Below are 14791 nucleotides of genomic sequence, written 5' to 3'. Positions count from 1 at the left end.
AAACAGGTGTGCTGGCAGCTTTGCCTCTGAATGCATCCCCCATACGCACTTCTTTCTCAACAGCCGCTTTAAGCTGTGCCGCATATCCGTTAATGCCTTGCCGATCTTGCTTGCCCAGTGACGCCAGTAAATCGTCCACCTGCACATCAATCTGTTGATCAACCGGAACGGGCGTTGTGCTCTGCCCCGCAGACTGACACCCTGCCAAAATCAGCGTGGCTACCAGTAAAAACGTTTTCATGAGTTATCTTCCTTAATGGCGATTCCGATGGTGAAACCTGAGGGCTGATTTTCTTTCGCTTAATGACATTTATCAATCGTCATCAGCGTGTTGTGTATATTATTCAGTATCCTGTTGCTGACCTGTTGACCTCATGCGCCGTCTTCACGCTTACCCCGATATTCAGGCTATCTTTCGCCGACTGCTGATTGCGACACTTGTCGGCATGCTTGCCGCGCTCGCCGTCGCGCTGTTTCGCCATGCCATGTACACCCTGGAATGGCTGCTGCTCAGCAACGACAGCCGCAGCCTGGTCAATGCAGCAGGCAATCTGCCCTGGTGGCGACGTCTGCTAATGCCCGCACTCGGCGGGCTGGCGGCAGGTTTGTTACTGTGGGGCTGGCAGCGCTACACGCGTCAGCGTCCTCACGCCCCGACCGACTACATGGAAGCGCTGGAAACGGAGGACGGCAAATTCGACTTCGGCGCAAGCCTGGTGAAATCGCTGGCATCGTTACTGGTGGTTGTCAGCGGCAGCGCCATTGGCCGTGAAGGGGCAATGATCCTGCTCGCCACCCTCGCCGCCTCTTTCTTTGCCCAGCGCTTCACGCCCAAAACGGAATGGAAGCTGTGGATTGCCTGCGGTGCCGCAGCCGGGATGGCCAGCGCCTATCATGCACCGCTGGCAGGAAGCCTGTTCATCGCCGAAATCTTATTCGGCACCCTGATGCTGGCATCGCTTGGGCCGGTGGTTGTTTCTGCGGTGATCGCCCTGCTGGTGACGAATCTGCTCAGCGGCGGTCCGGCGCTGCTGTACAACGTTCATGTGGATGCGCCGCACAGCGCGGGCACCTACGCAATGATGCTGGCAACAGGCCTTATCGCAGGCCTGTGCGGGCCGCTGTTCGTCTGGCTGATGGGCGCAACGCACAATCTGTTTTTACACCTGAAGCTTTCTCCCCCGTTGCAGCTTGCGCTCGGCGGCACCGTTGTCGGTTTGCTGTCGTTGCTGACGCCAGCGGTATGGGGCAACGGCTACAGCGTGGTGCAAAGTTACCTGCTCGCACCACCGCTGTTTGCGGTGATTGGCGGCGTGTTTATCTGCAAACTGCTGGCCGTACTCGCCAGCAGCGGATCGGGTGCACCGGGCGGTGTCTTCACGCCGACGCTGTTTGTCGGTATGGCAATCGGCATGCTGTTTGCGAGGATGTGGGGGCTATGGTTGCCGGACGGCAGTGAAATGGCGGTTCTGATGGGATTGACGGGGATGGCCACGCTGCTGGCGGCGACCACCCACGCGCCGATAATGTCGACGCTGATGATCTGTGAAATGACCGGGCAATATGCGCTACTGCCCGGTTTACTGATTTCGTGTGTAGTAGCGTCGGTGCTGTCACGAACCCTACGCGCTGACTCCATCTACCGTCAGCACGTCGCCGAACATGGTTAAATCAATATACTGGCTCAGTTCGCGCTGTTCCGCTCGCGGCAGATAAGGCAGCTCGCCCACCAGCGGCGCGGGCAGTTTTTTACTCAGCACATCAATGATCCCGGCGTAGTGCGCAAGGCCCGGGTTGATGCGGTTCGCCACCCAGCCAATCAGCGGCAGACCGTCATTGGCAATCGCCTGAGCCGTCAGCAACGCATGGTTAATGCAGCCTTCCTGGATACCAACTACCAGTAATACCGGTAGCTGCTCCTGAACGACCCAGTCAGAGAGCGGACGCAGATCGTTCATCAGGCTGCGCCAGCCGCCAGTGCCTTCAATCACCACGTGATCGACGCGCTGGCTCAGTGCGGCGAGCCCTTCCGACAGCAGCGAATAGTTAATCGGGCAGCTGTGCGCCACGCTGCTTTCATCTTCGCTCAGCGCGACAGGATTGATGGCGCTATAGGGTAAATCGGGGGTGGAAACGCTTTGCAGCACCAGCGCATCTTTGTTGCGCAGCCCTTCCGGCGTTTCCTTACTGCCTTTGGCGACGGGCTTATAGCCCGCAACGCTGCTACCGCTCGCGGCCAGCGCCTGCAACAGTGCGCGAGACACGACCGTCTTGCCCACAGAGGTATCCGTACCCGTAATAAAGAAACGCTTAAGCATGTTCACTCCACAGCTTTGACGGTGAATATATAAATCAGGGTGATAATTCAGAGCGGGGAAAGTGTACGTGATCGACCGAAAAGCCAGCTTGAGTTAGCGCAATTTTTAGCTTAACAATGAAAATTTGTTACCCCTGTAACAGTCTGATTAGCAGAGATCCGTTATAGAGCGCGTCTTTCACCAGCGCCGCGCCGGTCATCGTGCCACGGTTGCGGAACTGGGTGCTTTCGACGCTAATATGCTTGCTGTAGGCAGGCAGAGACTGCTGACGGATGCAGGCGCTGATGGCGGGAAAGAGAATGTCTGAGGCCTGGTTGAACGGCGAACCAATAAGAATTTTTTGCGGATTAAATAAATTCACCATAATGGCGAGAATGCGCCCGACGTGGGTGCCCACGCCGCTGATGATATCTTTTGCCAGCAGATCGCCCTGCTGCGCCGCCTGGCACAGCCACTCCACCGTCAAAGGCTGCTGGTGCAGCATCGAGCTCATCGACTGCTTCATGCGGACCTGAGTGAGTTCCAGCACGCTCTCAACGCTTGCGATAGTTTCCAGACAGCCGTGGTTGCCGCAGTAGCAACGCTTGCCGTAAGGGTCAACCTGAGTGTGACCTATCTCGACCAGACTGCTGCTGCCCGCATGCAATAAACGCCCGTCGGTGATCACGCCTGCCCCTACGTTGTGATCGATAACCACCTGAATCACGTCTCTCGCACCGCGTGACGCACCAAACAGCGCCTCTGCCATGGTCCATGCGCTGATATCGTGTTGCAGATAGACCGGCACGCCGGTGCGGGATTCAAGCGCTTCACCGAGCGCTACGTCCTTAACGTCATCGTAAAACGGCATGCGGTGGATAATGCCGTTTTCAGTATCAATAATGCCAGGGAGCGTTATCGCAATAGACGTTAATCGCTCCAGTTTTTGCTGATGGCGAATAAAGAAGCGGTCGATGTGCTCAATGACCCGGTCGAGAAACGATTTATCATCAACCAAAGGCAGGGTTTGTTCTTCTTCCACAACGAGTTTGCTGCTGAGATCGCGCAGCGCCAGATTGATTTCCCCCCGGCTGATGCGCAGCGACAGATAGTGCCAGGCCTCGGTTTCCACCATCAGCCCTACCGCCGGGCGGCCACGACTGCCGGGCTCCTGGATTTCAGTTTCCTGCACCAGATGGGCTTCAAGCATTTCGCGAACGATTTTGGTGATGCTGGCAGGAGCAAGCTGGGCGAGGCGAGAAAGGTCAATGCGGGACACCGGGCCGAGCTGATCAATTAGGCGATACACGGCGCCTGCGTTGGTCTGCTTAATCTGATCGATATGCCCTGGCTGACTTTCTGCTACCACCGCAGACTCCCTTATTTTCGCGCTTCGAAATAAACTTTTGCTATGTTGAATCACTTCGACGCAACACGTCAAATTTTTACTTAGGCTTGTGATTTACCGCACATTTTTTCGTGCCTTTTCGGCAAAAAAGTCGACGCTGGCCGCCGCCAGAAGCTGCTCACGAAAACGCTGTGCCGCCTGCGTTTGTTCATGATGACGGGACCACACCAGCCACATTTCTGACACAGCCTCTTCGTCCGCGATCGGCAGCCAGCGCATTTCATTCAGCTGCACTTTTTTGAAGGAAGCCGGAAGAATGGACACGCCCAGCCCGGCGGAAACCAGCCCGATGATGGTCATGGCCTCACCCACTTCCTGAGTGATGATCGGCGCGCCATAAGGCCGCAGCAGGCCAAGGATATCGTCGTAAAGCCCGGTGCCCACGCGAGGATCGAAAAACACCAGCGGCTCCTGCACCAGTTCGGTCAGCGTTACCGCATCGCACTGCGCCAGGCGGTGATCGCGCGGCACCATGGCCAGCAGCGGCTCACGCAGAATAACCTGCCAGTCCAGCGTGTCCGGCAGCTGGGTTTTACGCATCAGGCCAAGATCGAGCGCGCCCTCATTCAGCGGAGCAATTTGCTCCCGGGTATTGCTTTCACGCGTCTGAAGATGAACGTCCGGATACTGTCGCCGAAAGCGTGACAGCGTATCGGATACCGCCTGAATAAATGGCGCTGAGGAGGTAAAACCAATTCGCAATTCTCCCGTTTCCCCGTGGTGCAAACGGGCCGCTCGGGCAGCAGCTTCCTCTACCTGCATCAGAATTTGCCTGGCATCATTAAGAAATTGCTTCCCGGCGGCGGTCATACTGACGCTGCGGTTCGTTCGGGCGAACAGCCGGGCGCCAATCTGCTGCTCAAGGATTTGAATCTGCTGACTTAACGGCGGCTGAGAGATGTTCAGCCGGGCGGCAGCGCGCCCAAAGTGCAGCTCTTCAGCCACCGCCACAAAGTAGCGTAAATGTCGTAGCTCAATATTCATATTTTAGATGTATCATTTGAGATTATTAATATATTAGACAGAATATTTACATTTTCCTACTCTGTTATTCATCGCATCATCATCGCCCGGTGGCGCTGCGATTACCGGGCCTCCCCGTCTCATCCAGGCCCGCCACCTGGCAAAAAACGCATCAATACAAGGATCTTCCGTGAGCCGTACTACCACCGTTGACACCGCCCCGGCCCGTGACGTCAGCGATATTCGTCTTCCTGCGCCGGGCCAGTTTATTCAGCGCGGTACGCCGCAGTTTATCCGCGTCACCCTCGCGCTCTTCTCTGCCGGACTCGCCACCTTCGCCCTGCTTTACTGCGTGCAGCCTATCCTGCCGGTGCTTTCGCATGAGTTCGGTGTTTCGCCCGCCAGCTCAAGTATTTCACTGTCGATATCGACCGCGCTGCTGGCGGTCGGGCTACTGTTTACCGGACCGCTTTCCGATGCCATCGGCCGCAAGCCGGTGATGGTTACCGCACTGCTGCTTGCTTCCTGCTGCACTCTGCTGTCAACAATGATGACCAGCTGGCACGGCATTCTGATCATGCGCGCGCTGATTGGCCTCTCCCTGAGCGGCGTCGCAGCCGTGGGCATGACCTATCTCAGCGAGGAGATTCATCCGAGTTTTGTCGCCTTTTCGATGGGGTTATACATCAGCGGCAACTCGATTGGTGGGATGAGCGGTCGTCTGCTGACCGGGGTGATGACCGACTTCTTTGGCTGGCGCGTGGCCATTGCCATGATTGGCTGCTTCGCGCTCGCCGCAGCCCTGATGTTCTGGCGTATTCTGCCGGACTCCCGCCACTTCAAGGCCGCCTCGCTGCGTCCGAAATCGCTGTTCATCAATTTCCGCATTCACTGGCGTGACAAAGGGCTGCCTCTGCTGTTCGCCGAAGGATTTCTGCTGATGGGCGCGTTCGTCACGCTGTTCAACTATATCGGTTATCGCCTGATGATGTCGCCGTGGTCACTGAGCCAGGCGGTGGTAGGCCTGCTGTCCGTTGCCTATCTCACCGGGACATGGAGTTCGCCGAAGGCAGGTGCCATGACCCAGCGCTATGGTCGCGGTCCGGTGATGGTTGGCTTTACCGCCGTGATGCTTTGCGGTTTGCCGCTGACCCTGTTCACATCGTTGTGGCTGATTTTCTTCGGCATGCTGCTCTTTTCCGCAGGCTTCTTCGCAGCCCACTCCGTTGCCAGCAGCTGGATTGGCCCTCGCGCCCGTCGCGCACGCGGGCAGGCCTCATCGCTCTATCTGTTCAGTTACTATCTCGGCTCAAGTATTGCGGGGACGCTCGGCGGGGTGTTCTGGCATAGCTGGGGATGGAATGGCGTGGGCGGATTTATTGCAGCAATGCTCGTCCTGGCGCTGATTACCGGCTCTTGTCTGCACAAACGCCTGCACTAATTCGGGTTGCCCGCACCCGGCGGGCTGTTCTACAACTGGCTGAATATGGCGGTTAAACCGCCCATATCCTGCACTGCGCCAATCGACAGCAGCGTGATAAAGATCCAGACGAACGGATTCATAGTTTGCCGCCCACTGTTGACCTGTGCTAGTGATCATCATGATCTAAAAATCGCACTTCGCCTCATACTTTCGTCGCATTTTTCATCATTCGCGTCGTCATATTTCACTTTTTTGGATTAAGGCAAAATGGCAAATAACGCTTACCCGCAACTCACCCGTATTTTCCAGCGCTTATCGCATTTCTCACACCTGTCCGCCATCGCTGGCTGGGATATGGCCGCCATGATGCCGCCGGGCGGCAGTCAGGCTCGTGGTGAAGCACTGGCAGAGCTCGGCGTGCTTCAGCACCAGATCCTGACCGACAAAAACGTCGCCGTCCTGCTTGATGCAGCCCAACAGGAAAACCTGAGCGACGATGAACGCGCCAACCTGCGCGAAATGGCGCGCTCATACAACCAGGCGGCCCTTCTGCCGGAGAGTCTGGTGGAAGCGAAATCCCTGGCCGGGAACCGCTGCGAGCACGCCTGGCGTACTCAGCGTAAAAACAATGACTGGGCAGGCTTCGCACCAAACCTGAAAGAGGTGGTTCGCCTGAGCCGCGAGGAAGCGAAACTCCGCGCAGAAGCCAGCGGCGGTTCCCGTTACGACGCCCTGCTTGATATCTACGAACCCGGCATGACCAGTGCGCGCCTGGACGTACTGTTTGCCGATCTGAAAAGCTGGCTGCCGGACCTCCTGCAAACCGTAGTCGATAAGCAGGCCAGCCGGTCGCTTATCAACCCGCAAGGCCCGTTCGCCACGGAATCACAGCGCGATCTCGGTCTTGAGGCGATGAGCCTGCTCGGCTTTGATTTTAACGGCGGTCGGCTGGACGTCAGCACCCACCCCTTTTGCGGCGGTGTACCTGAGGATGTCCGCATCACCACGCGCTATGACGAAGACGATCTGCTCAGCGCCCTTTTCGGCGTGATCCACGAAACCGGCCATGCACGCTACGAGCAAAACCTGCCCCGCCAGTGGGCCGGACAGCCGGTGGCGCTTGCCCGTTCAACAGGCGTACATGAATCACAAAGTCTGTTCTTTGAGATGCAGATCGGGCGCAGTGCAGCCTTTCTGAAGCACATTCTGCCGCTCATCCAGCAGCGTTTCGGCAATCAACCAGCCTTTACCCTGGACAACTTTATCGCCTGGAGTCAGACCGTTGAGCGCGGATTCATTCGCGTAGATGCCGATGAAGTCAGCTACCCGTCGCACGTCATTCTGCGCTACGAAATCGAACGTGCGCTGATTGACGGTGACATTGAAGTGGATGACATCCCGGGACTGTGGAATGAGAAAATGCAGCAGTACCTGGGGCTGTCAACAGAAGGCAACTACCGAAACGGCTGCATGCAGGACATTCACTGGACCGACGGCGGCTTCGGCTACTTCCCGTCTTACACCTTAGGTGCAATGTACGCCGCGCAGCTGTTCCAGGCCGCGCGCAAAGCGCTGCCAGACCTCGACAGTCAGCTGGCCGAAGGCAACTTCAGCCCACTGTTCAGCTGGCTGCGTGAGAATATCTGGCAGCACGGCAGCCGTTTCAGTACCTCAGAGCTGATTACCCGCGCAACCGGGGAAGACCTCAACAGCCGCTATTTCCGCGAGCATTTGACGACTCGTTATTTGTAATCCTTTGCCGGGTGGCGGCTCGCGCCTTACCCGGCCTACACGTTGCCCCGGCCCTCCCTCAGGGAGAGGGAGCACACGCTAAAAAAGGCGCTTTAAAAGCGCCTTTTTGCTTTTACCTCCGTACACCTTGTACAAACGGTTACACGCCGATACCAATCACTCACTGAAGGCGTTGATCCACAAGTCTATAGTTCATTTCAACGGCCCCGCAGTGGGGTTGAACATAGAAACCAAATTCGAGGATTTCAGAATGAAAAAAGTATTAGCTCTGGTTGTTGCCGCTGCTATGGGTCTGTCTTCTGCCGCTTTCGCTGCTGACACTACTGCTACCGCTCCGGCTGCTGCACCTGCTGCTACTCACGCGGCTCCAGCGAAAACCACTCATCACAAAAAACACAAAAAAGCAGCGCCAGCGCAGAAAGCTCAGGCTGCCAAAAAGCACCACAAAAAAGCCGCTGCAAAACCAGCAGCAGAGCAGAAAGCTCAGGCCGCTAAAAAGCACCACAAAAAAGCAGCAACTAAACCCGCTGTAGCTCAGAAAGCTCAGGCTGCTAAAAAACACCACAAAAAAGCAGCAACCAAACCCGCTGTAGCTCAGAAAGCTCAGGCTGCTAAAAAACACCACAAAAAAGCAACTAAACACGAAGCTGCTAAACCAGCCGCTCAGCCAGCTGCATAAGTTCGCAACCGGTAGTACGGTCTTGTCTACTAAATCGGCGCTGTTACAGCGCCGTTTTTTTCTGGAGAGCAATGATGTTGCGCCGCTATCGCTTTGAGCTCATCCTTTTATTGCTGATCGTCTGTGCACTGGTAGCCACCCGGTTCTTCCTGTACTGAGTGTAGTGCGCTGATTTTACTCCCACTTTTCATTCATCCCGTCTATAGTAATCTCATTGGGTTTACCTTTTAATAATCATAATCGCCCTTCAGAGAGTGTTATGCGCAGATCCATAGTGGTTGTACTGGGAGCCGTTTGCCTTTTTTCTCCCCTGACCCACGCTGACGACGACAGCGACGATACGGGCATCAGTGCCAAAGATCTTAAAACCTTATTTTTCGGTCATGACGACCGCGTCAGGGTGACGAATCCAGGGCAATCTCCCTGGGATGCAATTGGGCAACTCGAAACCGCGAGCGGTAACCTGTGTACCGCCACGCTGGTTTCCCCACACCTGGCCCTCACCGCCGGACACTGTCTGCTGACGCCGCCAAAAGGCAAGTCAGACAAAGCCGTGGCGCTGCGCTTCATTTCGCAAAAAGGGGGCTGGCGTTATGAGATTCATGACATTGAAGGCCGCGTGGAGCCGTCGCTGGGGAAACGCCTGAAGCCAGATGGTGAGGGCTGGATTGTTCCCTCATCCGCCGCACCCTGGGATTTTGGGCTGATTGTATTGCGTAACCCTCCTTCCGGGATCACCCCGCTGCCGCTGTTCAACGGCGATAAAGATGCGCTCACCGCGGCATTAAAAACTGCCGACCGCCAGGTTACGCAGTCGGGTTATCCTCTCGATCATCTGGATTCCCTTTATACGCATAATAATTGTCTGGTGACGGGCTGGGCGCAAAACACCGTGCTGTCGCACCAGTGCGATACCCTGCCGGGCGACAGCGGTTCGCCGCTGATGTTGAAAACCGAAAATGGCTGGCAGCTGATTGGCGTTCAGAGCTCTGCACCCGCGGCTCAGGACAGATGGCGCGCCGACAACCGCGCGATCTCCGTCACCGGTTTTCGCGACAAGCTCGAGGCGCTGGCGGGCGAGTAATCAGCACTGTCGCTGCTGGCGCAACTGCAGCAGCGACGCTATTGGCATCGGCTCGCTGAACCAGAAGCCCTGCAGCTGATCGCACCCTGCAAGCCTCAGCAGCTTCATCTGTTTTTCGTTTTCCACCCCTTCGGCAATCACCGTCATCCCTAACGCACTGGCAATGCGGATAGTGCCGCTCACTAAGGCGGCTGCCTGATCGTCATTGTCTACCAGCCCCGCCAGAGATTTATCAATTTTTATGGTGTCGAAATTGAAGCGCCGCAGATAGCCAATGCTGGAGTAGCCCGTCCCGAAATCATCGAGCGCCACGGCAGTGCCAAGCTGCTTAAGCGTGGAGATCGCCCCGCGCGCCCGTTCAGGATTTTCCAGTACATAGGTTTCAGTGACTTCAAGCTGTAACCGATACGGCGGGAAGTGGCTGGATTCAAGGACCTGAGCCACTTTGTTTTCAAACTCCGGATCGCGGAACTGCGCAGGCGAAATATTTACCGATAGCTTAAGGTCTTCCAGCGCCTGTAAATCGGCACATGCCCGGCGCAGCACAAACTGGCCGAGCGAATAAATCAGCCCGCTGGTTTCAGCGATGGCGATAAAGGCATCGGGTTTGAGTTCACCTTTTGGCCGCCGGGGCCAGCGTACCAGCGCCTCCACGCCGGTCATTTTCTGCGAACGCGCATCAACAATCGGTTGATACCAGACCTCAAACTCATCGTTATCCAGCCCGTCACGAATGTCATTTTCGATACTGAGCTGGTATTCGCGGGCGCTGTTCAGTTCAGCGTCGTAATGCGTGATCCGCCCTTTCCCGGTCATTTTCGAGTGATACATGGCGATGTCCGCCCGGCGAAACAGCTCTGAGCTGCCGCTGCTGGCGAGCGTTCCGCTGGCTATTCCGATACTGGCGCTAATGTGAATGGTGCGTTCGCCGAGACGAATTGGGGGGTTCAGATAATCGAGCACGCTTCCGGCAAACGCAGCCGCTTTTTGCCCCGCCTCTACGCCGCTGACCGTCATGGCGAACTCATCTCCGCCAAGCCTTGCCAGCATGCCGCCCGGCGGTACCTGCGTTTGCAGAGTATGGGCGATGTGCACAATCAGCGCATCGCCCACGTCGTGGCCGTAAATGTCGTTCACATCCTTGAAGCCGTCCAGATCGATAAACACCACCGTTTTCAGTGCATCTTCACTTCGCAGGCTGGGCCGTTCCAGATGCTCAATCAGCGCCCGGCGATTAGGCAAATGGCTCAGCCAGTCGGTGAGCGAAATGTCTCGCGCCTGTTTTTCGCCACGCGCCAGCTTGTACAGCCCCAGGCTGCTCAACATGATGAACAGCAGAATCAGCCCCGCCGCCAGCGCGACAATTTTCCGGATTTCCGGCGAGGCCGCCATCGCCGCTTCTGCGCCCGGCAAACGTGGCTGCCAGTTAAGATAGCCCACGGTTTCACCGCCGGACGTTTTGAGCGGCACGCTGGACTCGCTGTACTTTTGCGGCGTGAAGTTAAGATTGGCTATCTGGAAGGTATTACCCAGATCTTTCAGAATTTGTGGATTGAGATGGCGGGTAATCACCAGATAACGCCGGGTGGCGTCGTAGACCTGCAGGCGACTGGTCATCGGGCGGATCAGACCTATCCCGATAAACGCCACGCCTTCCCGCGTGCGGGTGATCCCGGCATAGATATTTTTCCCGCTCGCCAGGTCGGCTTTGTGTTTCATAATCAGCGCCTGCAGTCCTTCGCCGAAAAACGCCAGATTGCGCTCATTAAACGGCTGGCTGTGAAACGATCCCCACAGCACCTGGTAATTCTGGTCCAGCACGAAGGTGCCGTCGTAGAGATTATTGATTTTAAAACCCGCGCCCCAGGTATCGTACAGCCAGCGGGTATCAAGCTCCGGGGGATAAACTTTATGCACCGCGTCATCCCAGATAGCGTTATCAACGACAAGTGACAGCACGCGGTTTACGGATGTCTGAATAGCGCCATCCACCGACAGCGCCGAACGGTGCGCGTCTATCGCATTGGTTTTGCTGCTGATCAGATGCTGGGAGAGGTAGAGCAGAGAGACAACGGAGACGATGAGACCGATGCCGGCCATAAAGAGCATCACGAACAGGACTCTGGCAGTGGCGAGATTACGCCAGCGAGATGGATTAAACATTCACAACCCTCATGCACGCAACAGGCATCGGGGAAATGCACCCTATTCAGATAGCGTAATACACCTGACATTTTTCGCTGCCCGCATTTGCGGGCAGCGTCACATCATGCAAGTTTAATCATCACCATACCGGCGATTAACAAGCCTAAACCAATCCAGCCTTTGTTGTTCAGACGCTGACCAAAGAGGATCCAGCCTGCGGCAAGCGTGGCCGCCACGCCAAAACCACCCCAGATGGCATACGCCACGGAAAGGTCGATCCCTTTCACCGCTTGCGACAGCGCGCTGAAGGCCGCCAGTACCGCCGCCAGTGACAAAATGCCATACAGCTTGCGACGAAAACCGTCTGAGAATTTAAGGAAAATATTGGCGACAATTTCCAGCACAATCGCCCCCGCCAGCCAGACCCCGTGAATCCACTCAAACTGCGGCATGATTCACCTCCGCAGGCTGCTTTTTCGCTTTGCGGGTGCCCGATTTAATCAGCACAATCCCCGCCACCAGCGTTGCCAGCCCCGCCACTTTCATCACGGTGAGCGTTTCATCAAACAGCGTCACGCTGAACAGCGTAATCAGCAATATCCCCACCCCCTCCCACAGGGCATAGGCCACGCCGAGGGCGATTTTTTTTACCGCGAAGGATAAGAATATATAGGAAAGTGCAATCATGCCGAGCATTAAAATATAACCGGCGTGACCGTTGCTGACGCTGGCCCATTTCATGGAAAGCGTACCAATAATTTCCGTGGCGATCGCCAGGGCTAATAATATCCAGTAAAACATATGACTTCTCCTGCCTGAGAATATAATCCGTTGCAGCTTGCGAAACGCGCAAACCGAATAAAAACGATTAAAATTTAGCTCAAACGAAGAAGGAAACTATAGCGCAGAGCGCCAGTGCTGCTCACCAGACTGCGTAGCAAAGGAAGGAAAAACAATAAATTGACAGGAAGTTCGGGTTTTGAACAGGATGTCCATAAAATTACAATTATCCGCGGTATTGCTTCTCGTCATTGCGGATGAAAATTGTCCTCAGTAGTTAAACACAGCGCAATTCTGGCATAGCGCCACAATAAACTCAAAGTCTTTTCAATTCTTTACTGAGGCGGTTTAGCCTTTATTCGTTTATTCTCGACCCATCCACCTTTATGATGTTGCTAAACAGATTAAGGAAGCGTGTCATGGCAAAAACGGGTATTACGCTCAATGCATTAAAAATAGTCATCATGCTGGGAATGCTGGTGATTATTCTCACCGGCATTCGTTTCGCCGCCGATATCGTGGTGCCGTTTATTCTGGCGCTGTTTATCTCAGTGGTACTCAACCCGGTGGTGCAGTGGCTGGAGCGCCTGCGCGTACCGCGGGTACTTGCAATAAGCCTGCTGATTGGCCTGATAATCCTGGTGGCGGTGCTGCTGCTCGCCACGCTGGGCACCTCACTGAACGAACTGGCCCGTACCCTGCCGCAGTATCGTTCATCACTGGTTGTTCCGCTGCAAAATCTGGAGCCGTGGCTTCAGCGGTTTGGTATCGAAGTCTCGGTCAACGAGCTGGTGAAGTATATTGACCCGAACGCCGCCATGACGTTCGTCACCAGCCTGCTGACCCAGCTCACCAACGCTATGTCGTCTATTTTTCTGCTGCTGTTAACGGTGGTGTTTATGCTGTTCGAAGTGCCGCAACTGCCCACCAAACTGAAACAGATGATGGTGCGTCCGGTGGAAGGTATGGCGGCGATTCAGCGGGCTATCGACAGCGTCTCCCACTATCTGGTGCTGAAAACTGCCATCAGCGTGGTCACGGGCCTGGTGGCCTGGGCAATGCTCGCCGCGCTCGACGTGCGGTTTGCCTTTATCTGGGGGCTGCTGGCATTCGCACTCAACTATATTCCCAATATCGGATCGGTGCTCGCCGCTATTCCGCCGATTCTGCAGGTGCTGGTTTTCGGCGGGCTGTATGATGCGCTGGTCGTGCTGGCAGGCTACCTGGCCATCAATATGGTGTTCGGCAATATACTGGAGCCGCGAATCATGGGACGCGGGCTGGGGCTTTCAACGCTGGTGGTGTTCCTGTCGCTGATTTTCTGGGGCTGGCTGCTCGGCCCGGTGGGCATGCTGCTGTCGGTGCCGCTGACGATCGTTGTTAAAATCGGCCTGGAGAACACCGAAGGAGGGAAAAGCATCGCGGTACTGCTCAGTGACTTAAGCAAAAAGGCGTAAACGCCCGGCAGGCTGACGTGAAAAGTGCACTCGCGCTCACATGATCAGCCTGTCAATCCAGCCTGCGAGAATGGCCTGTCGCACTAACAAAATCAGCACTGCCCAGAAAATAATCATCTTTACCACCACAGCTCCCTGCTCTTTCATTTTTACAACCCCCTCTGCATGCCGTCCTGACACAGAGTAAAGCCCTGCGGGTATATGTAACATAAACAGAACGCCCCTAAATTGCAGGGTAAGCGTACACCGAGGGCCGTATTGACGGGGATGTGTTATTCAGTTGGCAGTGTGATGCGCCAGGGTAGCAGTTCGCTGACCCGATTCACCGGCCAGTCGGCTATAACGTCAAGCACATAGCGGAGGTAGCCTTCTTTTGGTGTACACCACTTTGTCGAATACATCAGGTCATGACCAGACGGTTCTCGCTGTACGCTTACATTGCAGGAACATATACGGATGGTGAATATGTGAAATCAGACAGGTTTTGGCGGCGTGCCGGCTACTCTTTGCTCGCCTTTCTGACGAAAAAATCAACGAAAAAACAGGGCTGAATAAAACAATATCATCCAACGTTTGTATAAAAATAAATAAACCATCGCTTGTCATTGCGCGCGCTTTATTGCGAAAGAGTACATTAATCCAGTCACTCAGATTTATTTTGGGAACCACACATTTCCTCTGTCCGTTATCTGAACACTCCTCTCGCTTTACTGAATTTTCACCTGCTCCTGTCTCCCTGTACACATAGTCTACACTTCCCATTCCGACTTCGATCGCCATCACATAATTCCGCAGGCAATTAT

At 55.4% G+C, this 14791-nt stretch carries 14 protein-coding genes and 1 pseudogene; 6 read left to right on the top strand and 9 right to left on the bottom strand.

Annotated features, from left to right (window positions below; genetic code table 11):
- Nucleotides 1-241: hypothetical protein (locus AB1287_RS21425; protein ID WP_435619036.1), on the bottom strand; the 241-nt coding region annotated here is incomplete at its 3' end.
- A 133-nt stretch (nucleotides 242-374) separates the two neighbouring features.
- Here AB1287_RS21425 and clcB point away from each other — a divergent pair.
- Nucleotides 375-1670 carry a voltage-gated ClC-type chloride channel ClcB gene (clcB, locus tag AB1287_RS21420; protein ID WP_435619035.1) on the top strand — a complete coding sequence of 432 codons (1296 nt, stop codon included), beginning with the start codon at nucleotides 375-377 and terminating at the stop codon, nucleotides 1668-1670.
- Here the strand turns inward: clcB and bioD are convergent.
- The 3 genes from bioD to AB1287_RS21405 all read right to left on the bottom strand — a co-directional run bounded on the left by bioD (nucleotide 1623) and on the right by AB1287_RS21405 (nucleotide 4689).
- Nucleotides 1623-2318 carry a dethiobiotin synthase gene (gene bioD / locus AB1287_RS21415; protein WP_435619034.1) on the bottom strand — a complete coding sequence of 232 codons (696 nt, stop codon included), beginning with the start codon at nucleotides 2316-2318 and terminating at the stop codon, nucleotides 1623-1625. The genes clcB and bioD overlap by 48 nt on opposite strands.
- A gap of 127 nt (nucleotides 2319-2445) precedes the next feature.
- Nucleotides 2446-3666 (bottom strand): sugar metabolism global transcriptional regulator Mlc, encoded by a 1221-nt coding sequence (gene mlc, locus AB1287_RS21410; RefSeq protein ID WP_435619033.1) that lies wholly within the window; start codon nucleotides 3664-3666, stop codon nucleotides 2446-2448.
- Between the two features lie 93 nt (nucleotides 3667-3759).
- Nucleotides 3760-4689 carry a LysR family transcriptional regulator gene (locus AB1287_RS21405; protein WP_435619032.1) on the bottom strand — a complete coding sequence of 310 codons (930 nt, stop codon included), beginning with the start codon at nucleotides 4687-4689 and terminating at the stop codon, nucleotides 3760-3762.
- 169 nt (nucleotides 4690-4858) lie between these two features.
- On the opposite strand from AB1287_RS21405, the gene AB1287_RS21400 reads away from it, so the two are divergent.
- Entirely contained in the window at nucleotides 4859-6109 is a 1251-nt protein-coding gene (locus AB1287_RS21400) for an MFS transporter (RefSeq protein ID WP_435619031.1), read from the top strand.
- Nucleotides 6110-6138: 29 nt separating this feature from the next.
- Here the strand turns inward: AB1287_RS21400 and AB1287_RS21395 are convergent, their stop codons facing one another.
- Nucleotides 6139-6231, bottom strand: a complete 93-nt coding sequence (locus AB1287_RS21395) for a KPN_01571 family protein (RefSeq protein ID WP_312626357.1) — start codon at nucleotides 6229-6231, stop codon at nucleotides 6139-6141.
- Nucleotides 6232-6358: 127 nt separating this feature from the next.
- Here AB1287_RS21395 and AB1287_RS21390 point away from each other — a divergent pair, with 127 nt between their 5' ends.
- The 3 genes from AB1287_RS21390 (at nucleotide 6359) to AB1287_RS21380 (ending at nucleotide 9606) form a co-directional block, all read left to right on the top strand.
- Nucleotides 6359-7843, top strand: a complete 1485-nt coding sequence (locus tag AB1287_RS21390) for a carboxypeptidase M32 (RefSeq protein ID WP_312626355.1) — start codon at nucleotides 6359-6361, stop codon at nucleotides 7841-7843.
- Nucleotides 7844-8093: 250 nt separating this feature from the next.
- The gene (gene asr / locus AB1287_RS21385; protein ID WP_312626354.1) at nucleotides 8094-8522 is read left to right on the top strand and encodes an acid resistance repetitive basic protein Asr; all 429 of its coding nucleotides are present in this window, start codon (nucleotides 8094-8096) and stop codon (nucleotides 8520-8522) included.
- A gap of 259 nt (nucleotides 8523-8781) precedes the next feature.
- Entirely contained in the window at nucleotides 8782-9606 is an 825-nt protein-coding gene (locus AB1287_RS21380; protein WP_312626352.1) for a trypsin-like serine peptidase, read from the top strand.
- Here AB1287_RS21380 and AB1287_RS21375 read toward each other — a convergent pair whose 3' ends face one another.
- The 3 genes from AB1287_RS21375 to mdtJ form a co-directional block, all read right to left on the bottom strand.
- Nucleotides 9607-11769 carry an EAL domain-containing protein gene (locus AB1287_RS21375; protein ID WP_435619030.1) on the bottom strand — a complete coding sequence of 721 codons (2163 nt, stop codon included), beginning with the start codon at nucleotides 11767-11769 and terminating at the stop codon, nucleotides 9607-9609.
- Between the two features lie 104 nt (nucleotides 11770-11873).
- The gene (gene mdtI, locus AB1287_RS21370) at nucleotides 11874-12203 is read right to left on the bottom strand and encodes a multidrug/spermidine efflux SMR transporter subunit MdtI (protein ID WP_312626350.1); all 330 of its coding nucleotides are present in this window, start codon (nucleotides 12201-12203) and stop codon (nucleotides 11874-11876) included.
- Complete coding sequence (gene mdtJ, locus AB1287_RS21365; RefSeq protein ID WP_435619029.1) at nucleotides 12190-12552, bottom strand: multidrug/spermidine efflux SMR transporter subunit MdtJ; 363 nt, start codon at nucleotides 12550-12552, stop codon at nucleotides 12190-12192. Before mdtJ ends, mdtI begins: the two co-directional genes overlap by 14 nt.
- Nucleotides 12553-12950: 398 nt before the next feature.
- On the opposite strand from mdtJ, the gene AB1287_RS21360 reads away from it, so the two are divergent.
- A complete protein-coding gene (locus AB1287_RS21360) occupies nucleotides 12951-13988 on the top strand; it encodes an AI-2E family transporter (protein WP_435619028.1) in 1038 nt (345 codons plus the stop codon).
- A gap of 272 nt (nucleotides 13989-14260) precedes the next feature.
- On the opposite strand, the pseudogene AB1287_RS21355 reads toward AB1287_RS21360, so the two are convergent.
- Nucleotides 14261-14359, bottom strand: a pseudogene (locus tag AB1287_RS21355) (transposase domain-containing protein); the annotation flags it as partial.
- Nucleotides 14360-14791: the final 432 nt, after the last annotated feature.

Source organism: Scandinavium sp. UTDF21-P1B (assembly GCF_040750395.1).
In the GTDB taxonomy this organism is placed as follows: domain Bacteria; phylum Pseudomonadota; class Gammaproteobacteria; order Enterobacterales; family Enterobacteriaceae; genus Scandinavium.
The sequence above is the reverse complement of the archived record's forward strand: the minus strand, read 5'-3'. Positions and strand labels throughout refer to the sequence as shown.